The organism is Massilia polaris, assembly GCF_012927275.1.
Lineage (GTDB): Bacteria > Pseudomonadota > Gammaproteobacteria > Burkholderiales > Burkholderiaceae_D > Telluria_A > Telluria_A polaris.
Window position 1 is genome coordinate 1 of record NZ_JABBGG010000012.1, and the last position, 20,984, is coordinate 20,984.

Here is a 20,984-nt window from a genome sequence, read left to right on the forward strand (position 1 = left end):
GCAAGATCAACACCAACTCGTGTAGCATACATTTGGACTCCTCCTCTGTGATTGAATTGTCTGCTCGACACTTCAGTCTGGCACAGTTGCTGCCGTAGGTGGAGGAGTCCATTCCATTGCCCTACGCTTAATGGCTGCCGCAGCCTTTCGCTGCAACCGGGGCGCCTGGGATGGCCGCTCCGGGCTGGCGACCGCTATCGCCCTCAAAACCGGCGGCATGCAGGCGTTGCATGTAATCCGCCCACAAGGCCTGCTGCTGGTTCCCGAGCTTGTACAGATATTCCCACGTGAACAGGCCGGTATTGTGCCCGTCCGTGAATGTCGGCTGCACCGCATAATTCCCCACCGGCTCCAGCGCCGTGACACCGACCTCCCGCTTCCCGAGCTGCAGCACTTCCTGCCCGGTGCCGTGTCCGCGCACCTCGGCCGACGGCGAATACACGCGCAGCAGTTCGAACGGCAGCGAGAACGCGCTGCCGTCATCAAAGGCGATATCCAAGACTTTCGATTTCTGGCGTACGGTCAGTTCGGTAGGTGTCATTTCTTCTCCAGCCGGCGTGCGATATCCGCAGCCAGTTGCGGCAGCAGCGCGCGGCGCGCCGCCAGTACAGGTTTGTCGGTGGTGCGCACAGCGGGCGCCCACACCGGGCTCGGGAACTGCGCGTCGTCTTCGTAACGTGGAATCAGGTGCCAGTGCAGGTGCGGAACCATGTTGCCCAGGCTGGCCAGGTTCACCTTAAAGGGCTTCATAACGCCAACCAGCGCCAGCTCGACCTGGTACACCGCTTCGTTGATGTACAGGCGATCCTCGTTCGCCAGGTCGCTCATCTCCTTCACATGATCGTTCCAGATCACGCGGCAGAAACCGGGATACGCCGCATCGTCGACGAGGATCACCGACAGCCTGTCGTCGCGATAAACCGTCGGGGCCTTCGGTTCGCACAATTCGCACAGCATCGGCTGCCGAGTCACACCAGAACCCTTTCAATGCCGCCGTTGTTGGCACGCGCCACATACTCGGGCAGCCAGTTCTCGCCCAGCTTGTGGCGCGCGATTTCGACCACGATGTAGTCCGCCGTGGTGCCTGAATCTTCATTGTAGCGCGACAGGCCCTGCAGGCAGGATGGGCAGCTGGTGAGGATCTTGACGTCGCCGCCGAAGCCGTCGGTGCGCAGCTTGGCCGCGCCCTTCTCCATCTCGTCTTCCTTGCGGAAGCGGACCTGGGTGGCGATGTCCGGACGCGATACGCCAAACGTGCCCGACTCGCCGCAGCAGCGGTCGTTCTTCTCGATCTTGACGTTGTCGATGGTCGAGACCAGCGAATTCACGGTCTTGACCGAATCCTGCAGCTTCATCGGGTTGTGGCACGGCTCGTGGTACATGTAGCGCGTACCGGTCACGCCTTCGAGCCTGACGCCCTTCTCCAGCAGGTATTCGTGGATGTCCATGATGCGGCAGCCAGGGAATATCTTCTCGAACTCATACGTCGCAAGCTGGTCGTAGCAGGTGCCGCACGAAACCAGCACCGTCTTGATGTCGAGGTAGTTCAGCGTGTTGGCCATGCGGTGGAACAGCACGCGGTTATCCGTCATCATCTTGTCGGCCTTGTCGTACTGGCCGGCGCCGCGCTGCGGATAGCCGCAGCACAGGTAACCCGGCGGCAGTACGGTCTGCACGCCCACTTCCCACAGCATCGCCTGCGTCGCCAGGCCTACTTGCGAGAACAATCGCTCCGACCCGCAGCCCGGGAAGTAGAACACGGCCTCGGTGTCGGCGGTGGTGCTCTTCGGATTACGGATGATCGGGATGACCTTGTCGTCTTCGATGTCGAGCAGCGCGCGCGCCGTCTTCTTCGGCAGGTTGCCGGGCATTTTCTTGTTGATGAAGTGGATCACCTGCTCGCGCACCGGCGGCTTGCCGGTACTTGGCGGCGGCGCCTTCGTTTGCTTCTTCGCGAATTTCTTGAGCAGGCTGTTACCGGCGCGCTGCGCCTTGAAGCCCCAGTCGATCATCGCCTTGCGGGTGGCGTTGATGGTGGTCGGGTCGGTCGCGTTCAGGAAGAACATGCCGGCCGCGGTGGCCGGGTTGAAGCTCTTCTTGTCCATCTTGCGCAGCAGGTTACGCATGTTCATCGACACATCGCCAAAGTCGATGTTGACCGGGCACGGCGTCACGCACTTGTGGCACACGGTGCAGTGGTCGGCCACGTCCTCGAACTCTTCCCAGTGGCGGATCGAGACGCCGCGGCGGGTCTGCTCTTCGTACAGGAAGGCTTCGATCAGCGCGGAGGTCGCGAGGATCTTGTCGCGCGGCGAATACAGCAGGTTCGCGCGCGGCACGTGCGTGGTGCAGACCGGCTTGCACTTACCGCAGCGCAGGCAGTCCTTGATGCTGGTGGCGATCTCGCCGATATCGCTTTGCTGCATGATCAGCGATTCGTGGCCCATCAGGCCGAACGACGGCGTGTAGGCGTTGCGCAGGTCGGCGTTGAATTCCGGGTTGTTCAGCAGCTTGCCCTTGTTGAAGCGGCCTTCCGGGTCGACGCGCAGCTTGTAGTCGCGGAAGTCCTTCATTTCGTCTTCGGTCAGGTACTCCAGCTTGGTGATGCCGATGCCGTGCTCGCCGGAGATGACGCCGTCCAGCGAACGCGCCAGCTTCATGATGCGGCCAACGGCTTCGTGCGCGTCCTGCAGCATCGCGTAGTCGTCGGAATTGACCGGCAGGTTGGTGTGCACGTTGCCGTCGCCGGCGTGCATGTGCAGCGCGACGAACACGCGCGAACGCAGCACGCGCTGGTGGATCGCGGTGACTTCGTCGAGGATCAGCTTGAACGAGCCGCCGTTGAAGACGTGGCGCAGCTCGGCGCGGAGCTCCTGCTTCCATGAGACGCGCACGGTGCGGTCCTGCACCACGTCGAACAGCGTCGCGCCAGGCTGCTGCGCGAGGCGCGCGTCGTAGACGTCGGCCTGCTGCTGCACGCCCAGTTCCAGCAGGCGATCCTTGACGCCGGCGAGCGGCTGGTCGAGATTCGCCAGCACGAAGGTCCAGCGCTCGCGCACCGCATCGAGCAAGTCCAGCGCCTGCTGCGGGCGGTCGCCCAGCATTTCGTCGGCGCCGATACCCTCGCGCGCAGCGTCGTCGCCTTTCGCGACCGGCAGGTGGCCGGCGGCGACGAAGCCACGCAGCTGCTCGACCAGCTGCAGCTTGTTCTTGATCGACAGCTCGATATTGATGCGCTCGATGCCGTCGGTGTATTCGCCCATGCGGTTCAGCGGGATCACCACGTCTTCGTTGATCTTGAAGGCGTTGGTGTGCTTGGCGATGGCCGCGGTGCGGGCGCGGTCGAGCCAGAACTTCTTGCGCGCTTCCGGGCTGACGGCGACAAAGCCTTCGCCGACGCGGGTGTTCGCGATGCGCACGACTTCCGACGCGGCGACAGCGACCGCGTTTTCATCGTCGCCGACGATGTCGCCGAACAGCGCCATCTTCGGCAATACGCCGCGCTTTGATTTGGTGGCATAGCCGACCGCGCGCAGGTAGCGCTCGTCGAGGTGTTCCAGGCCGGCCAGGCGCAGCGTCGCAAACGCTTCGCCGCCTTTGGACGGCAGGCCGTCCAGGTAGTCCTTGATTTCGACGATCGATGGAATCGCGTCGCGCGCCTGGCCGAAGAACTCCAGGCAGACAGTGCGCGTGTGCTTCGGCATCTTATGAAGGATCCAGCGCGCGGACGTGATCAGGCCGTCGCAGCCTTCTTTCTGGATGCCCGGCAGGCCGGCCAGGAATTTGTCGGTGACGTCCTTGCCCAGGCCTTCCTTGCGGAAGCGGCGGCCTTCGATTTCCAGGATCTCGGTCTTGAACGGCTCGGCCTTCGCCGAGCCGCGCGTGGACGGATGCGTCCAGTCCAGCTTGAAGCGCGCCAGCGGCGTGTCGTGGATCTTCGACAGGTTGTGGTCGATGCGGGTCACTTCGAGCCAGTCGCCGTTCGGGTCGACCATGCGCCACGACGCCAGGTTGTCGAGCGCGGTGCCCCACAACACGGCCTTCTTGCCGCCCGCGTTCATGGCGATGTTCCCGCCGATGCAGGAAGCTTCTGCCGACGTCGGGTCGACCGCGAACACGAAGCCCGCGCGTTCGGCGGCGTCGGACACGCGCTTGGTCACCACGCCGGCGCCGGAATAGATGGTCGCGTATTCGCGCTCAACGCCGGGCAGCATCGTCATTTCGACTTCGCCCAGCGCGATCAGTTTTTCGGTGTTGATCACGGCCGACATCGGCGTGAGCGGAATCGCGCCGCCGGTGTAGCCGGTGCCGCCGCCGCGCGGGATGATGGTCAGGCCAAGTTCGATACAGCCTTTGACCAGGCCGGCCATTTCGTCTTCGGTGTCCGGCGTGAGCACGACGAATGGGTATTCGACGCGCCAGTCGGTGGCGTCGGTGACGTGCGACACGCGCTTGATGCCGTCGAAGCGGATGTTGTGTTTTTCGGTGTAGCGGCCAAGCACCTTGGTGGCGCGCTTGCGCAGGTCGTAGGTCTTGCGGAATTCGTTACCGAAGTCTTCGACCGCGCGGGTCGCGGCGGCCAGCAGCTTTTCAACCGCGGCGCTGCGGGCGCGCGCCAGTTCGGCGTCGCCCGCTTCGAGCGAGTCCACGGTCAGGCGGCGCTTGTCGACTTCCGACAGGCGGTGATGCAGCGCGTCGATCAGCTCCTGGCGGCGGGTCGGGTTGTCCAGCAAGTCGTCCTGCAGGTAGGGATTGCGCCGCACCACCCAGATATCGCCCAGCACTTCGTACAGCATGCGGGCGGAGCGCCCGGTCTGGCGCGCGCCGCGCAGGGTGTCGAGCAGATCCCACGCTTCTTCGCCCAGCAGGCGGATCACAATTTCGCGATCGGAAAACGAGGTGTAGTTGTACGGGATTTCGCGAAGGCGGGTGGTCGCGGGGCCGTTCGGCGTTTCGGCCAGCAGTGCCTGGATTTGTGCGGGGGCGTTCATGTAATTGTGGACTTGTCAGACTGACCCTAGGGAGGAACATTTTAGCGTATTGCGCTGCACAACGCCGGGCGATGCCAGTTTTTCACGTCTATACAAGCGGCCCGAGCCGTCATTTATTTGCAAAAATTGCCTTCCGTGCAAATCTTATTTGCACGGAACGGCGCTGCTGCACCGGATATTTGCATGGATTCCGATCGAGCCGGATATTCAGGCGAGCATCTGGCCCAGCCGTTTCCAGAACCCGTCCGGCACGTACAACAGCAGCGCGGTCATGGTCAGGTAGCGTCCGAATTTACCGATCGCCATGTAGCCGATGCTCGGCCAGAACGGCAGGTGCAGCCAGCCGCCCAGCGTGCACAGCGGGTCGCCGACGGCGGGTACCCACGACAGCAACATCGCCTTCGGACCGAAACGCGCCAGCCATTTGAACCAGACCGATTCGCGTTCCTTGGCGAAGGCCACCTTGGCGCGGTAGCCGATGAAGTAGTCGACCGCCCCGCCCAGCGTATTGCCGAGGGTGGCGACCAGGATCGCCGGCCAGAACATCTCGGGGTTGGCCTTGACGACCGCGAACACGGCCGGCTCGGAGCCGAGCGGCACCAGCGTGGCGGAGACGAACGAGATAATGAAGACCGAACTGAGGCCGACCGCAGGCGCGGCCAGCACTTTGAGCAGCCAGAGAACTGCGGATTCGATCATGGGGGCAAAAGACGGCGTGGGAAGCGTCCATTATAATGAGGAAAACCTATCGCAACGACACGATAGGCAGAGCCCGCCACCCGCGCTCGCCTGTCGCACTGCACGCCTTCGGCCACACGCCGATCAGGACAGTCCACGAAATGCGTCATCCCCTATCTACAGTTTGCAGACCATGACAATCGACTATCTTAAAAAAATCCTGACCGCGCGCGTCTATGACGTTGCTGATGAAACCCCGCTGGAACTGGCCCCGACCCTGTCGGAGCGCTTCGACAACCGCATCTACTTCAAGCGCGAAGATATGCAGAGCGTGTTCAGCTTCAAGCTGCGCGGCGCCTACAACAAGATGGCCAACCTGACCGCGGCGCAGCTGAAGCGCGGCGTGATCTGCGCCTCCGCCGGCAACCACGCGCAGGGCGTCGCCCTGTCGGCCTGCAAGCTCGGATGCCGTGCACTGGTCGTGATGCCGACCACCACCCCGCCGCTGAAGATCGACGCCGTCAAGGCGCGCGGCGGCGCGAATGTCGAAGTGGTGCTGCATGGCGAGTCGTACACCGACGCCTACAACCACGCGCTGACGCTGGAGAAAGAACAGAAGCTGACCTTCGTCCATCCGTTCGACGATCCCGACGTGATCGCCGGCCAGGGCACCATCGGCATGGAGATCCTGCGCCAGCACTCCGCCCCGATCCATGCGATTTTCGTCGCCATCGGCGGCGGCGGCCTGATTGCCGGCGTGGCCGCCTACGTCAAGCAAGTCCGCCCCGACATCAAGATCATCGGCGTGCAGACGCTGGACTCGGACGCGATGGCGCGCAGCCTGAAAGCGGGCGAACGCGTGACCTTGTCCGACGTCGGCCTGTTCTCGGACGGCACCGCCGTGCGGCTGGTCGGCGAAGAGACCTTCCGCCTGGCGCAAAAGTATGTCGACGAGATCATCATCGTCGACAACGACGCCATCTGCGCAGCGATCAAGGACGTGTTCCAGGACACCCGCAGCATCCTCGAACCGGCCGGCGCCCTTGCGATTGCCGGCGCCAAGGCCTACGTCGAGCGCTCGGCGATGTCGAAGAACCCGGTGCGCAACGAGTCGCTGGTGGCGATCGCCTGCGGCGCCAACATGAACTTCGACCGCCTGCGCTTCGTCGCCGAACGCGCCGAAGTGGGCGAAGCGCGCGAGGCCGTCTTCGCGGTGACGATCCCCGAACAGCGCGGCAGCTTCCGCCGCTTCTGCGAACTGGTCGGGCCGCGCAACGTCACCGAATTTAACTACCGCGTCAGCGACGAGCGCGAAGCGCACGTTTTCGTCGGTATCCAGATCGCCGCGCGCGGCGAGTCCAGCATGCTGGCGCGTACCTTCGAGCAGCACGACTTCCGCACGCTCGACCTGACCCACGACGAGCTGGCCAAGCTGCACATCCGCCACCTCGTCGGCGGCAAGAGCGCCCTCGCGCACGACGAGCTGCTGTATCGTTTCGAATTCCCGGAACGCCCGGGCGCATTGATGCGCTTCCTCGCCAGCATGGCGCCGAACTGGAACATCTCGCTGTTCCACTACCGCAACCAGGGCGGCGACGTCGGCCGCATTTTGGTCGGCCTGCAGGTGCCGTCCGGCGAGATGGACCAATTCCGCCAGTTCCTCACCACCCTCGGCTACCGTTACTGGGACGAGAGTGCCAACCCCGTGTACAAGCTTTTCCTTTGAACGACAATGACCAACACCGCTGACCAATCACCGCTGGGCAAAACCTCCGCTTACCAGACGCAGTACGCACCCGAGCTGCTGTTCCCGATCGCGCGCCAGCAAAAGCGCGACGAGCTGCAGATCGGCGGCGCGCTGCCGTTCTTCGGCGTCGACATCTGGAACGCCTACGAGCTGTCGTGGCTGAACATGCGCGGCAAGCCGCAGGTGGCGATAGCGACGTTCACGGTGCCGGCCGATTCGCCCAACATCATCGAATCGAAGTCGTTCAAGCTGTACCTCAACTCGTTCAACCAGACCCGCCTTGCCAACCAGGACGCGCTGGCCGAACTGCTGCGCGAAGACGTCTCCGCCGCCGCCGGCGCACCGGTGAGCGTGACGGTGACGATGCAGGAAGACTTCGGCCGCCTGAAGATGGGCGAGCTGGACGGCCTGCTGCTGGACCGCCTTGACATCGAGGTCGATAACTACTCGCCGTCCCCGGCGCTGCTGAAGGCCGTCAAAGGACAACCGCCGGTCGACGAGACCCTGGTGTCGCACCTGCTCAAGTCGAACTGCCTGGTGACCGGCCAGCCCGACTGGGGCACGGTGCAGATTCATTACGTCGGCCCGCAGATCGACCAGGAAGGCCTGCTCAGATACCTGATCGGCTTCCGCGAACATAACGAATTCCACGAGCAGTGCGTCGAACGGATTTTCGTCGACATCATGCGCCAGTGCGCGCCGCAGAAGCTGGCCGTGTATGCGCGCTACACCCGCCGCGGCGGGCTGGACATCAATCCCTGGCGCGCCAATTTCAGCACCACCCGCCCGCCCAACCTCCGCAACGCGCGCCAGTGACCGTCTGAGCGACATCAATGTTTCCAATCGGCACCGGTTACCTGCATTGACCGAGTTGCCGAGCGGGAATATCTTCACCTGCATCAGCGCGTTCCGCACTGCTGAGATGGGCTTGATTCCCAATAAACCAACGCCATATATGCTTGTGGCTGGCCGGCGTTGGGCAATGCGCCGTTTGCCAAGTCGAAATCGAATTACACGGCCGCAAAACAGGCCTATAATTCTGGCTCGCAAGCACCTTTGTGCACTGCAACATTACACACCGTGTCATGACCAATCTTAGCAAAATACTGTCGCCCGAAAACGTGCTGCTCGATCTCGAAGTTTCCAGCAAGAAGCGCGCCTTCGAGCAGGCCGGGCTGATCTTTGAAAACAACTGCGGCATCGCACGCTCGACCGTGTCCGACAACCTGTTCGCGCGCGAGCGCCTCGGTTCGACCGGCCTTGGGCACGGCGTCGCGGTACCGCACGGCCGCATCAAGGGCAGCAAGAGCCTCAAGGCGCCGCTGGGCGCGTTCGTGCGCCTGGCCGAGCCGATTCCGTTCGAGTCGCCTGACGGGCAGCCGGTCAACCTGCTGTTCTTCCTGCTGATCCCTGACCACGTCACCCAGCAGCACCTGGAAATCTTGTCGGAGATCGCCGAGATGTTCTCGGACGACGCATTCCGCACCGCCCTCTCGACCGATCCGGACCCGAAGTCGGTCCATGCGCGTATCACCAGCTGGCAACCCAGCCTGCAGGCCTTGGGTTAAACTTGGCGTTCCGGGCGCGACGCGCCCTACTACAAAGACCCGTTCATGCTGCAAACCCCGCTGACCATCCAACGGCTGTACGACGACAACCGCGAGTCTTTGGAGCTTGGCTGGTTCGCCGGCTTCCCCGGCGGCGAGCGCCTGATCTCGGGCGATGTGGCTTCCGCAGCCGACCAGGTCGGCCACCTGAACCTGATCCACCCCGGCCGCATCCAGGTGTTCGGGCACCAGGAACTGGGCTACTACCACCGCCTCAAATCGAGCTCGCGCGCGCACGTCATCGCTGAACTGATCGGCGGCGGCCCGCCCGCGCTGATCATCGCGCAAGGCCTCGACACGCCGCCCGACATCCTCGCCATCTGCGACGAGCAGAACATCCCGCTGTTCTCGACGCCGCTGCCGGCCGCGCAGGTGATCGACTTCCTGCGCGTGTACCTGTCGAAGAAGCTCGCGCAGCGCATCATCATGCACGGCGTGTTCATGGACGTTCTCGGCGTCGGCGTGCTGATCACCGGCGACTCGGGCCTCGGCAAGAGCGAGCTTGGCCTCGAACTGATCTCGCGCAGCCACGGCCTGGTGGCCGACGACGCGGTCGAATTCTCGCGCATCGCGCCGAACATGATCGAAGGGCGCTGCCCGCCGCTGCTGCAAAACCTGCTCGAAGTGCGCGGCCTCGGCCTGCTCGACATCAAGGCGATCTTCGGCGAGACCGCGGTGCGCCGCAAGATGCGCCTGAAGCTCATCGTGCACCTGGTGCGGCGCGGCGCGGCGGAAGAAGAAGTCGAGCGCCTGCCGTTCAACTTCCCGACCGAGGATGTGCTGGGCCTGCCGATCCGCAAGGTCGTGATTCCTGTCGCAGCCGGCCGCAACATCGCGGTCCTGCTCGAGGCTGCGGTGCGCAACACGATCCTCCAGTTGCGCGGTATCGACACGCTGCAGGAATTCATGGAGCGCCAGCGCCAGGCCATGACCGGCGACTGAGCCACGACGCTGAGCGAAAACGATGCCATTGCGGTATCATCGACCCATGCGAATCGTACTAATCACAGGCATTTCCGGCTCCGGCAAATCGGTAGCCCTCAACGTTCTTGAAGACGCCGGCTACTACTGCGTCGACAACCTGCCACCCGCCCTGCTGCCAAGCCTGGTCACTGCGCTGGTCGCCGACGGTACCAGCAAGCTGGCCGTCGCGGTCGATGCGCGCAGTGCGCAATCGCTGGTGGAGCTGCCCGCCAACGTCCGCCGGCTGACCGACGACGGGCACGACGTCAAGACCATGTTCCTGACTGCGAACACGCATTCGCTGGTCGCGCGCTTCTCCGAAACGCGCCGCAGCCATCCGCTGTCGCACCAGCTGCGGCCGGACGAGAACCCCGCCGCGCGCCGCACGCTGATCGAATGCATCCTTGAAGAACGCGAGCGCCTGTCTGCGATCGAGAACCTGGGGCACGTGATCGACACCTCGGAACTGTCGGCCAACAAGCTGCGCGTGTGGATCAAGGAACTGGTGGAGATTGAACGCGCGCCGCTGACGCTGTTCTTCGAATCGTTCGCGTTCAAGCTTGGCGTGCCGCTCGATGCGGACTTCGTGTTCGACGTGCGCGCGCTGCCGAATCCTTACTACGACCTGGCGCTGCGCCCGATGACGGGCAAGGACGCGCCGGTGATCGCCTTCCTCGACGCGCAGCCGAGCGCCGCCGAACTGCTGAACGATATCCGCGTGTTCATCGAGAAGTGGCTGCCGTCGTTCAAGACCGATAACCGCAGCTACCTGACGGTGGCGCTTGGATGCACGGGCGGGCAGCACCGTTCGGTGTACATGGCCGAACGGCTTGCCGCGTATTTCAGCCCGACCGAGCGCGTGGTGCTGAGGCACCGCGAGCAGTCGTAAGGTTCGGCTTAGAACGTGATGTGGACCGACGGCGCGCTGCGCTTCGCTGCGCCGTGGAAGACGGCTTCGATGTTGTTCCCGTCCGGGTCCAGCACGAAGGCCGCGTAGTAGCCGGGATGGTAGGGACGCTCGCCGGGAGCGCCGTTGTCCTTGCCGCCGTTCTCCAGCGCCGCCTTGTAGAACGCCTCGACCATCGCCCGGTCCTGCGCCTGGAACGCCAGGTGGTGGCGGCCGGTCAGCTTGCCCTGCGCGGCCTCGCTGTCGGCAGTCGAGACGAACAGCTCGTCCGCCCAGAAATAGTTTTCCCCCTCGCCGGCCATCGGCACCCTGAGCACATTGAAGACCGCGGCGTAAAACCTGCGTGATGCGGGAAGATCGCGCACAACCAGCTGGATGTGATCGATGAGCCGCCCGCGATGAAGTTCCTGAGTTTCCATGCCGACCTCCTTGTTAGCAACGACGTAAACCGTAGGGCGGATAAGCCGAAGGCGCATCCGCCCTACGAAATCCTACAGGTGCCGCAGCGGATGGGCTTTTGCCGGCCACACCGGCGCGAAGAACTTCTCCACCATTTCCTGCGTCACTTCGTCCATGGTCGCCGGATTCCACTTCGGCGCATTGTCCTTGTCGATCACCAGCGCGCGCACGCCCTCCAGCACTTCGCCATGCTCGAAGTTATGGCGCACCAGCGTGCGCTCCATGCGCAGGCAGTCCGCCACATCGAGCTTCGCGCCGCGCACCAGCAGCTCGTGCGTCACGCACATCATCAGCGGCGAACGCTGGCGCATCGCGCCCAGCGCCTTCTGGAAGAACGCGCCGTCATCCGTCGCCAGCGACGCCATGATCGCGGCCACCGAACCGGCGCCGAAATGCCTGTCGATCCCCGCGCGATTCGCTTCCAGGATACTCGCGCCCGCCTGCCCCTTGAACGGTGCAGCGAACGCCTCGATCGCCGCACGCAGCGCGCTGCCCGGCGTCGTTTCAACCAGCTGCTTCAGCGCCGCCATCTGCGCCTGCGGCACAAACAAATCAGCCAGCCCGACATACAGCGCATCGGCCGCGCCGATCGTCAGCCCGGTCAAGCCGAGGTAATTCCCCAGCTGCCCCGGCACATGCGACAAAAAGTGCGAGCCGCCGACATCGGGGAACAGGCCGATGTTCACCTCCGGCATAGCCACCTTGGTGCCTTCGGTGACGATGCGGATGCCGCTATCGGGCCCGCCCTGCGCGATACCCATGCCGCCGCCCATCACGACGCCTTCCATCAATGAAACGTATGGCTTCGGGTAGTAATGGATCAGGTGATTGAGCGCGTATTCCTCGGTGAAAAAGTCCTCGAGCAGCGCGCTGCCGCCCATCGGCGTGGCGTGGCCGACCTCGTGGAAGAAACGGATATCGCCGCCGGCGCAGAGGGCCTTCTCACTGCTGCTGCGGATGACCACCGCGTCGACTGCGCTGTCGGTGCGCCATGCTTCCAGCACGTCGGCCAGGTCGCGCACCATGCCAAGCGACAGGGAGTTAAGCGCCTTGGGGCGGTCGAGGGTGATGACGCCGGTGCGGCTGACGATGCGGGTTTGGACGAATTCGCTCATGACGGACAGGTAAAGGATGGACAGACCGATATTCTATCGACAAACCGCACCTGCCAGAGCATGACTTGATGCGGGCGGCGGCCGCTACCCAGGCCACCGCCCTTTACAGCCTTAAGGATGGATCTGTCCCCGAATCTGCCCGTCGGGATAGACAACGGTGTGTATGTTGAAATACAGGTTGCCTGCACGCAGCGCGACCAGCTGCGCATCGGTCAGCTGGGCAGTGGCGCTCCAGACGCCGCTGCCGGTGGCCGATTCCGCGAGGTGGATCTGGATGGGCCCGTTGACACCAGCGGCTCCCTGGTGGATGTGCCCCGCCACGCCCGGCACGCCGGTGGTGGTGACCGTGGCCGTCATCATGCGGGTGGCGGGGTCGACCGCGAGCGTGCCCGTACCGGTACCCGCGGTGGGGTTAGGCGGCACTTCGGTGGCGGCGTTCAAGGTAGCGACGTACTGCTCGGTGTACGCCGGAGGCGGCGTGGTTGGCGGCGGCGTGGTTGGCGGCGGCGTGGTCGGTGGCGGCGTGGTCGGCGGCGGAGTCGTCGCTGGCGGTGGGTTCATGGCAAAGTCGTTGTAGTCGTCGTCGCTGCCGCCGCCGCACGCTGCGAGCAGCGCGACAACCAGCGCCGGCAGGATACGGATGAATGTGATGCTCTGAAGTTTCATGACTGGCCTCTCGATCTGATTAAAGGACGTACCGGGTGAACACTGCTTGTCACATGCGGTTAATACCGCTCCGGAGGCAGCTGGTTCACGGCCAGGCGCGAAAAATCAGAATGAATACGAGGTGCTGGCGGCAAGCGAGCGCGCTGCGCGATCCGCTGCGCGATCCGTGCCGGAACCAATGCCGGCGCTCCGCAGCACGGCCAGCTGGACATTGAACGGGCCTGAATCGAAGCTGATCGCCAGGCGCATGTCGACCCGGTCGCGCGCGCTGGCCGCATGTCCCTTCAAGCCATGGAGGATGCCGGCCTGGGCCACCAGCTTGATCCGTTCGCCGAGGGGATGAAAGCCAGTCAGTTCAAGATACGCGGCGCGGCCGCCATAGCCGTAATAGGCGGGCGCAAGATACAGCCTGCCGCTCAGCCGGTCGGAGGCCAGTCCAAGGAAGAGCTCGCGGTAATTGTAGGCGGACACATGCGAGAACCAGGTGCTGCTGGCGCCCGCTTCCCAGCTCAGGCCGGACCGAAGGCGGCGCGCGTAGCCGCCGTACGCCACCGTCTTGGTGACGCCGGAACGCCCGGCCAGTGTCAGGCGCGGCGCGGCAGAGGCGCCGGCGAACCAGCCTTGCGCGCCATCGTAAGACAGGCTGAACTGCGGAGCGGCGCGACCATTGCTGAGCGAAACGCCGCGTGCGCTGTATTCCGACGCCAACGATACGCTGCCGCTCAACTGCCCACGCGCGCCGCTGGCGGCCAGCAGGCAGGCGGCCGCGGCCACGATGCGCAGGGCGCGGCTTAGGGACTGCTTGCTTTCACTGCTGCAATTGAGGGACATGAACAGGCGCATGCTCCGGTAGCGTGCGCGATCGTCGCGCACGCGTCGATGTTACCAGCTTGCGCAACCGGGAACGCTTGCACTGCAGCGTTGTTCGCCGCCGTCCGTATCGTGTCGCGCAACTGGGCCGCGTTGGCCGAGGGATCGAGTTGCACCAGCAGCGCGGCCAGTCCCGCCACGTGCGCTGCCGCGTACGACGGACCCGACACGAAGCCCCAGCGCGCTCCCGGCATGGTGGTGGGGATGCCGGCGCCGGGGGCCAGCAAGGCGCCGGCGGGCGCATGCGCGCGGTCCGCGCCGGCCACCGCGATCACTCCCGGATACGATGCCGGAAACCCGCCGTCGGCGCGCTGCGGGTCGGCCGCGCCCACCACCACCATGCCGCGCGCGGCGGCGGTGTCGAGCAGGGTTTGCAGCAAGCGGTCGGCAGGCCCGCTCAGGCTGAGGTTGATGACCTTGGCCCCATTGGTGATCGCGAAGTTCAAGGCTTTGCCGAGCGTGAAGCTGTTGCAGCGGGTAAGGCCTGCGACGTCGGTCCAGCACGCGCGCAGGGCCAGCACGCGTGCATCGGGCGCGATCCCGGCAATGCCCAGGCCGTTCCCGGCGCGCGCCGCGATGATGCCGGCGACCGCGGTGCCATGTAACTCCGCCGCGGCCGGGCTGCCCACGAAATCCTGCTGCTGGCGGACCTGGCCGGCCAGGTCGGGATGACCGGCGTCGATGCCGCTGTCGATCACGGCGACGCGCACCCCGCGCCCGGTGCTGGACTTGTGCAGCTGCGCCAGTTTCCAGTACTTTGCCGCCGGCTGCACGGGATACAGCGGATCGTCGCCAGCCAGGCCCTGGTAGGTGTTCATCGGCTGCGCCCACGCCACGCGCGGGTCGCGCGCCAGCGCTTCCAGCACAGGCTCGAGCGGCGCATCGCCGGCCTGCTCCATGACGTAGCAGTCGATGCCGATGACCGGCATCGGCCAGTCGTCGACCAGCTTCAATCCGTGTTTGCGCGCCAGTTCCTGCCCGGCGCGGCGGCGGGCCGCGCGGCCGCCATCGTCGGGATAGCGGCCGGCGTAGGCGGCGTCGGGATGGAAGTGCTGTGGCGGAAGGCGCAGCATGACCAGCAGCTGGCGCGACGCCGCCGCTGCGGCAGCCTTTTCCACGGTCGCCGGGGAAACCTGTGCGGCAGCCCCTGCGGGCAGCGCCGCGCACAGGGCCAGCATGGCGGCTGCGAGCATGGATCTCATCGCTGGCCCCCGGCCGCCAGCGGCTGCGCCAGCGTGACTGACGGTTCGGCCCTGATGCGCCTCAGCGCGCCGCCGGCCTGGCCTGCGGGAACGGCGAGCACCCAGGCCCCGGTCTCGCCCGGACCGTCCACCACCCTGGCGCCGCTGGCCTGGAGGATGCGGCGCATTTCATGTTCCGGCGTGTCCGGCCGGAATACGAGCACCAGGTCGCCTTGCTCCGGCCGCGCGCTGCCGAGCGCACGGTAGTCGCCGATGTCCGCGCCGGGCCGCGCAAGCAGCGCAGCCAGCACGCCGATCACGGCAAACTGGGCGGCCGCGGTCCAGCGCAGCCAGGCGCTGTTGGCGGCGACCGCGCGGTGCCATCGCTCAGGCACGGACATATGCCGCGGCTGCGGGCCAAGCCGCGGCACCAGCCTGGCGAAGGCGCGATCCGCGTCCGGCGCCTCGTCGGGAGACGGCGCCGAGGCGCGCAGCCTGGCCTGCCACGCGACATCGGCCTGGCATTCGGCGCACGCCGCAACATGCGCCTCGACCCCGGCGAACTCGGCGTCATCCAGTACGCTGGAAGGAAACCACGGCAGCAACTGCTGGGCCCTTTCGTGCGACACCGGATCAGGTTTGGCGTCGTGGGCATTCATACCTTTTCCTCCAAATATCCGGCCAACAACTCCTTGAGGCGCTGGCGCGCATGGAACATGCGGGTCTTGACGGTGTTGACCGGACAATCCAGCACGGCGGCGATGTCGGCATACCCCATGTCGTGGTGGTAGGCCAGCCGGACCACCGTGGCCTGCGCCACCGGCAAATGCTCCAGTGCCGCGCCGACCGCGTGCCGCAGGCGATGCCGGCCGAGCTCGTGTTCCGGCCCGTCTTCGGTGCAAGCTTCGAGCAGGCCGGGGTCGGCCTCGACGGGTTCGTCCAGCGCCCTGACCGCCTTGCACGCGGTGCGGTACGCAATCGCGAAAACCCAGGTCGACGGCTTGCAGGTCCTGTCGAAGCTGTAGGCCTTGTTCCAGACCACCAGCATGGTGTCGTTGACGATCTCCTCGATCAGTTGCGCATTGCGCGTCATGCCTTGGAGGAAGCGGGTCAGGCGCGGAAAATAGCTGTGGTAAAGCAATTCGAAGGCGTGCTTGTCCCCCTCAGCGACTGCGCTGATCAACTGGGCATCGCTGGCATCGACGGTGCCGCCGTGCATTCCGGATTCCTCCCTTGTCTGGCGTTAATACCGCCAGCGCGCTGGATGGTTCAATTGCGCGTCAAAGTATGCCACCAGCGAGCGGCACACAGGCGCACACGCAAAAAAGGCGCCCGCGGACGCCTTTCATCATGAATCGAAGCTATGCTCAGGCCGCGGCCGGCTGTTCCGATTCGGGTATGCGCTTGATCGCCTCGCGATTATGGTCCTGGAGTTTGTTCTTGTATTTCATGACCTGGCGGTCAAGTTTGTCGATCAATGAATCAATCGCTGCGTACAGGTCGGCCGCCACGCTTTCGACGAATACCGTCTTACCCGACATGTGCAGGTTAATCTCCGCCTTCTGGCGTTTTTCTTTTTCGGTGAGATTATCGACGGTGAGGATGACAGAGATATCGATCACTTGATCGAAGTGGCGCTTGATGCGCTCGAGCTTCGTGTGGACGTAGTCGCGGATGGCGGGGGTGACTTCGAGATGATGACCACTGATGGTGAGATTCATACACACTCCTTTGATGACGTTGCTAACACTTCCGGTTCTTGCGCGAATGCATCGCGTAGAGGAATCGATAGCTTCAAAGACTGGCGGGGGTATGGGGGATGAAGTGAGTGCAAGCGAAGGGGCACGGAATCTGCCATCGCGAAACCCTTTCCCAGCATGTCCGCAAATCTTACAGTCGGAAAATGGATTTCTAGGGGTTTGGCTCCTTCTAAATACTAAAAAAGAATGAGTTGGCACGTGAGAAACATGCCCTCATGTAAACCTAGTGTACCAGCTATTCCAATCTAAACAAGGGGTGCACGGCAATTGGAGACGGGGGCGCCATCAGCGCCACCTGCAAGCTACTCCGGGACGACCGCGGTGACCTCGATCTCGACCCGCGCGCGGTCTTCCACCAGCCCTGCGACCTGCACCGCGCTCATGGTCGGGAAGTGGCGTCCGATCGTTTCGCGGTAGGCCACGCCGATCTCCGGGTACGCATTGACGTACTCGTTTTTGTCGACCACGTACCAGGTCATGCGCACGATGTGCTCCGGCTTCGCGCCGCCCTCGGCCAGTACGGCGACGACATTCTCGAGCGCCTGGCGCACCTGGCCCGCAAAATCATCGGTATGGAACTGGCACGCGGCATCCCAGCCGATCATGCCGCTGACAAAAACCATGCGGCCGCTGGCCGAGATACCGTTGGCGTAGCCGCGCGGACGCTGCCAGCCTGGTGGTTGAAGGAAATCCATGGCGTCTCTCACTGTGTTTGATTGGGCTGTTCCGCCAGCAGCTCGCGCGCGATGATCAGCTGCTGCACTTCGGTGGCGCCTTCGTAGATGCGCAGCGAGCGGATCTCGCGGTACAGCCGTTCGACCGGCTGCTCGCTGACGACGCCAAGGCCGCCGAACATCTGCACGGCGGCGTCGATGACCTGCTGCGCGGTCTCGGTCGCGCTCATCTTGGCCATCGCCGCTTCCTTGGTCACGCGCTTGCCCTGGTCGCGCTGCCATGCGGCGCGGTAGGTCAGCAACGCGGCCGCGTCGATGCCGGTCGCCATCTGCGCCAGCTTCGCCTGCGTCAGCTGGAAGTCGGCCAGCGTCTTGCCGAACATCTTGCGCGAGGTGGCGCGCGCCAATGCCTCATCGAGCGCGCGCCGTGCAAAGCCAAGTGCGGCAGCGGCTACCGAGGTGCGGAAGATGTCGAGCGTGGCCATCGCGACCATGAAGCCCTTGCCCGCCTCGCCCAGCCGCTTGCTGGCGGGGACGCGGCAAGCGGTAAAGCGCAGCCGCGCAAGCGGGTGCGGCGCGATCACGTCGATGCGCTCGGCGATCTCGAAGCCCGGCAGGCCGGCGTCGACGATGAAGGCCGAGATGCCGCGCGCGCCCGGCGCTTCGCCGGTGCGGGCGAACACGACGTACATGTCGGCGATGCCGCCGTTCGAGATCCAGGTCTTTTCGCCATTGAGCACGTAGTGGTCGCCGTCGAGGACAGCGGAACAGGCCATCGCCGCCACGTCGGAACCGGCATCCGGCTCGGACAGCGCGAACGCGGCGATCGCATCGCCGCGGCCCACGCGGGTCAGGTAGTCGCGCTTGTTTTCTTCGCTGCCGAACAAGGTGATCGCGCCGCTGCCGAGGCCCTGCATGGCAAACGCGAAGTCGGCCAGGCCGGAGTGGCGCGCCAGCGTTTCGCGGATCAGGCAAACGGCGCGGGTATCGATAGCTTCGCCGGTTGCGCCATAGGCTTCGCCGCCGATTGCGTGCCTGAGCCATCCGGCGTCGCCCAGCTGGCGCACCAATGCGCGGCATGCTTCGTCGACATCGTGCCCATGCTCTTGCGCGATGTTCTGCGCCGCCCACGCATCCAGCGACAGCGCCAGTTCGCGGTGGCGCGGCTCAAGGAAAGGCCAGCTGAGGTAATCGGTATCGGCCATGTTCAGTCGCCTTCGAATTGAGGTTTTTCCTTGGCCACGAAGGCGTGGTAGGCGCGGTGGAAGTCATTGGTCGCCATGCAGATGGCCTGCGCCTGCGCTTCGGCCTCGATGGCTTCGTCGACGCCCATGTTCCATTCCTGCTGCAGCATTTTCTTGGTCATGCCGTGCGCGAAGGTCGGGCCGGCGGCCAGCGATGCGGCGAATGCCTGCGCATCGGCCAGTACCGATCCTGGCTCGCACAGGCGGTTGTAGAAGCCCCAGCGCTCGGCTTCATCGCCGCCCAGGCTGCGGCCGGTGTACAGCAGCTCCGACGCGCGGCCCTGGCCGATCACGCGCGGCAGCAGCGCGCACGCTCCCATGTCGCAGCCGGCCAGTCCCACACGGGTGAACAGGAAGGCGGTCTTGCTGCGCGCAGTGCCGTAGCGGATGTCGGAGGACAGCGCGATGATGGCGCCGGCGCCCGCGCAGATGCCGTCGATCGCAGCGACAATCGGCTGCGGGCAGGCGCGCATGGCCTTCACCAGGTCGCCCGTCATGCGGGTGAATGCCAGCAGGCCGGGCATGTCGAGCTTTGTCAGCGGCCCGATAATTTCGTGCACATCGCCGCCCGAGCAGAAGTTTTCTCCCGCGCCGGTGACGACGATCGCCTTGACTTCGTCTGCATAGGCGAGCCAGCGGAACACGTCGCGCAGTTCGGCGTACGATTCGAACGTCAGCGGGTTCTTGCGCTCCGGGCGATTCAGCGTGATCGTAGCGACGCCCTGGTCGACGCTGAAAAGGAAATGCTGCGGCTTGTAATCGGCTAGCGCCAGTCCGCAGCCCTGCAGCTGGTGGGGTTCGCCCCTGAGATATCGCATTCGGTTCTCCTATTCGTTGTCGTTCAGGCGCTGCTTCATTTTCGAGAGCAGCGCGATCAGCGTGGACTTTTCCTGCCCGCCCAGGCCATCCAGTAATTCCGTGATCCACCCTTCATGCACCGATGCCATGCTGGTGAAGGCACGGCGGCCCGCAGGCGTCAGCATGACGCTGTAGGCGCGGCGGTCGTCCGGCACCGGAGCGCGCACCACCAGTCCCTCCTGCTCAAGCTGGTCGGTGATGCCGGTGACATTGCCGCCGGTGACCATCAGCCGCTTTGACAGCTCGCCCATGCGCAGGCCGTCGGGATGGCGGTCCAGCTGCGCCATCAGGTCGAAGCGCGGCAGCGTTATGCCGAACTCCGCGCGCAGGCGCGAGCGGATCTCGGTTTCGATCAGCGTCGTACACGACAGCATGCGCAGCCACAGCTTGAGCGACTGGTGATGGTCGTCGGTCAGGCGGGTTTCGACGTCTACTACAGGCGCTTCGCTCTTATCGCTCATGGTCTCATCTCCGTTACATGACTTCGCCGCCGTCGACCGCGATCGACTGGCCGTTCATCGCACCGGAGCCGGGCATGCAGAGCCACAGCACCGCGTTGGCCACCTCGACCGGCTGCACCAGCCGGCCTTGTGGATTCGACGACGCCAGGCCGCGCAGCGCATCGGCCTTGCTGCGGCCGGTCTTGGCCACGATGTTGGCGACCGCGCCCCGAACGATATCGGTGTCGGTGTAGCCCGGGCACACCGCATTCACGGTGACGCCCTTGGCCGCCACCTCCAGCGCCAGCGACCGGGTCAGTCCGATCACGCCGTGCTTTGCGGCGCAGTAGGCCGCCACATAGCCGTAGCCGGTCAGTCCGGCCGTGCTGGCGACATTGACGACCCGTCCCCAGCGCGCCGCCACCATATCCGGCAGCGCCTCGCTGGTGCAGTGATAGGTGCCGGTGAGGTTCACGGTCAGCATGCGGTTCCACATCTCCTCGCCGGTCTTGAGGAAAGGCGCGGATTCGGCCTGCCCTGCGTTATTGACGAGGATATCGACCGGTCCGAAACGCGCGCGCGCATCGGCAAACGCCTGCGCCGCCGAGGCGCGCTGGCCGACATCGATGGTGACGCAGGCGATCTCGCCAAGCGAGGACAGTTCAGCCACCGTGGCCTCGAGCGCATCGCGGCTGCGTCCCGCGATGGTGACACTGGCGCCGGCCAGCAGCAACTGGCGCGCGATGGCTGCGCCGATTCCGCGGCCGCCGCCAGTGACGAACGCATGTTTTCCGGCCAGCGCTTCCTGTGAGGTAGCGATCATG

At 64.8% G+C, this 20,984-nt stretch carries 22 protein-coding genes; 5 read left to right on the plus strand and 17 right to left on the minus strand.

Annotation, left to right across the window (positions count from 1 at the left end; translation table 11 throughout):
• Positions 1-127 precede the first annotated feature (127 nt).
• The 4 genes from HHL21_RS18115 to HHL21_RS18130 form a co-directional block, all read right to left on the minus strand.
• A complete protein-coding gene (locus HHL21_RS18115; protein ID WP_169468480.1) occupies positions 128-541 on the minus strand; it encodes a gamma-butyrobetaine hydroxylase family protein in 414 nt (137 codons plus the stop codon).
• A complete protein-coding gene (locus tag HHL21_RS18120) occupies positions 538-957 on the minus strand; it encodes an HIT family protein (protein ID WP_169468666.1) in 420 nt (139 codons plus the stop codon). Before HHL21_RS18120 ends, HHL21_RS18115 begins: the two co-directional genes overlap by 4 nt.
• 11 nt (positions 958-968) lie before the next feature.
• On the minus strand, positions 969-4,991 hold the full coding sequence (locus HHL21_RS18125) for a DUF3683 domain-containing protein (protein WP_169468482.1): 4,023 nt from the start codon (positions 4,989-4,991) through the stop codon (positions 969-971).
• A gap of 207 nt (positions 4,992-5,198) precedes the next feature.
• Positions 5,199-5,690: a YqaA family protein gene (locus tag HHL21_RS18130; protein WP_169468484.1), complete on the minus strand. Its 492-nt coding sequence runs from the start codon at positions 5,688-5,690 to the stop codon at positions 5,199-5,201.
• A 172-nt stretch (positions 5,691-5,862) separates the two neighbouring features.
• On the opposite strand from HHL21_RS18130, the gene ilvA reads away from it, so the two are divergent.
• The 5 genes from ilvA (at position 5,863) to rapZ (ending at position 10,875) form a co-directional block, all read left to right on the plus strand.
• Complete coding sequence (gene ilvA, locus HHL21_RS18135; protein WP_169468486.1) at positions 5,863-7,395, plus strand: threonine ammonia-lyase, biosynthetic; 1,533 nt, start codon at positions 5,863-5,865, stop codon at positions 7,393-7,395.
• A 6-nt stretch (positions 7,396-7,401) separates the two neighbouring features.
• Positions 7,402-8,232: an NADPH-dependent 7-cyano-7-deazaguanine reductase QueF gene (queF, locus tag HHL21_RS18140; RefSeq protein ID WP_169468488.1), complete on the plus strand. Its 831-nt coding sequence runs from the start codon at positions 7,402-7,404 to the stop codon at positions 8,230-8,232.
• A gap of 269 nt (positions 8,233-8,501) precedes the next feature.
• On the plus strand, positions 8,502-8,984 hold the full coding sequence (locus HHL21_RS18145; protein WP_169468490.1) for a PTS sugar transporter subunit IIA: 483 nt from the start codon (positions 8,502-8,504) through the stop codon (positions 8,982-8,984).
• 45 nt (positions 8,985-9,029) lie between these two features.
• The gene (gene hprK / locus HHL21_RS18150) at positions 9,030-9,965 is read left to right on the plus strand and encodes an HPr(Ser) kinase/phosphatase (RefSeq protein WP_169468492.1); all 936 of its coding nucleotides are present in this window, start codon (positions 9,030-9,032) and stop codon (positions 9,963-9,965) included.
• A 46-nt stretch (positions 9,966-10,011) separates the two neighbouring features.
• Positions 10,012-10,875, plus strand: coding sequence for an RNase adapter RapZ (rapZ, locus tag HHL21_RS18155; RefSeq protein WP_169468494.1), 864 nt, complete (start codon positions 10,012-10,014; stop codon positions 10,873-10,875).
• Positions 10,876-10,883: 8 nt separating this feature from the next.
• Here rapZ and HHL21_RS18160 read toward each other — a convergent pair whose 3' ends face one another.
• The 13 genes from HHL21_RS18160 to HHL21_RS18220 form a co-directional block, all read right to left on the minus strand.
• Positions 10,884-11,312 (minus strand): VOC family protein, encoded by a 429-nt coding sequence (locus HHL21_RS18160; protein WP_169468496.1) that lies wholly within the window; start codon positions 11,310-11,312, stop codon positions 10,884-10,886.
• Between the two features lie 72 nt (positions 11,313-11,384).
• Complete coding sequence (locus HHL21_RS18165) at positions 11,385-12,467, minus strand: enoyl-CoA hydratase/isomerase family protein (protein ID WP_169468498.1); 1,083 nt, start codon at positions 12,465-12,467, stop codon at positions 11,385-11,387.
• A gap of 111 nt (positions 12,468-12,578) precedes the next feature.
• Entirely contained in the window at positions 12,579-13,133 is a 555-nt protein-coding gene (locus HHL21_RS18170) for a CHRD domain-containing protein (RefSeq protein WP_169468500.1), read from the minus strand.
• Between the two features lie 105 nt (positions 13,134-13,238).
• Positions 13,239-13,964 (minus strand): TorF family putative porin, encoded by a 726-nt coding sequence (locus HHL21_RS18175; protein ID WP_169468502.1) that lies wholly within the window; start codon positions 13,962-13,964, stop codon positions 13,239-13,241.
• On the minus strand, positions 13,925-15,196 hold the full coding sequence (locus tag HHL21_RS18180) for a S8 family peptidase (protein WP_229496580.1): 1,272 nt from the start codon (positions 15,194-15,196) through the stop codon (positions 13,925-13,927). Before HHL21_RS18180 ends, HHL21_RS18175 begins: the two co-directional genes overlap by 40 nt.
• A 5-nt stretch (positions 15,197-15,201) precedes the next feature.
• A complete protein-coding gene (locus tag HHL21_RS18185; protein ID WP_169468506.1) occupies positions 15,202-15,843 on the minus strand; it encodes a hypothetical protein in 642 nt (213 codons plus the stop codon).
• Positions 15,840-16,403 carry an RNA polymerase sigma factor gene (locus tag HHL21_RS18190; protein ID WP_169468508.1) on the minus strand — a complete coding sequence of 188 codons (564 nt, stop codon included), beginning with the start codon at positions 16,401-16,403 and terminating at the stop codon, positions 15,840-15,842. Before HHL21_RS18190 ends, HHL21_RS18185 begins: the two co-directional genes overlap by 4 nt.
• A 148-nt stretch (positions 16,404-16,551) precedes the next feature.
• Positions 16,552-16,905: a ribosome hibernation-promoting factor, HPF/YfiA family gene (hpf, locus tag HHL21_RS18195; protein ID WP_169468509.1), complete on the minus strand. Its 354-nt coding sequence runs from the start codon at positions 16,903-16,905 to the stop codon at positions 16,552-16,554.
• A gap of 341 nt (positions 16,906-17,246) precedes the next feature.
• Positions 17,247-17,639: a RidA family protein gene (locus tag HHL21_RS18200; protein WP_169468511.1), complete on the minus strand. Its 393-nt coding sequence runs from the start codon at positions 17,637-17,639 to the stop codon at positions 17,247-17,249.
• Positions 17,640-17,647: 8 nt separating this feature from the next.
• Positions 17,648-18,823, minus strand: coding sequence for an acyl-CoA dehydrogenase family protein (locus HHL21_RS18205; RefSeq protein WP_169468513.1), 1,176 nt, complete (start codon positions 18,821-18,823; stop codon positions 17,648-17,650).
• A gap of 2 nt (positions 18,824-18,825) precedes the next feature.
• Positions 18,826-19,680 carry an enoyl-CoA hydratase family protein gene (locus HHL21_RS18210; protein ID WP_169468515.1) on the minus strand — a complete coding sequence of 285 codons (855 nt, stop codon included), beginning with the start codon at positions 19,678-19,680 and terminating at the stop codon, positions 18,826-18,828.
• A gap of 9 nt (positions 19,681-19,689) precedes the next feature.
• A complete protein-coding gene (locus HHL21_RS18215; RefSeq protein WP_169468517.1) occupies positions 19,690-20,181 on the minus strand; it encodes a MarR family winged helix-turn-helix transcriptional regulator in 492 nt (163 codons plus the stop codon).
• A gap of 13 nt (positions 20,182-20,194) precedes the next feature.
• Positions 20,195-20,980 (minus strand): SDR family NAD(P)-dependent oxidoreductase, encoded by a 786-nt coding sequence (locus tag HHL21_RS18220; protein ID WP_169468668.1) that lies wholly within the window; start codon positions 20,978-20,980, stop codon positions 20,195-20,197.
• Between the last annotated feature and the right edge of the window lie 4 nt (positions 20,981-20,984).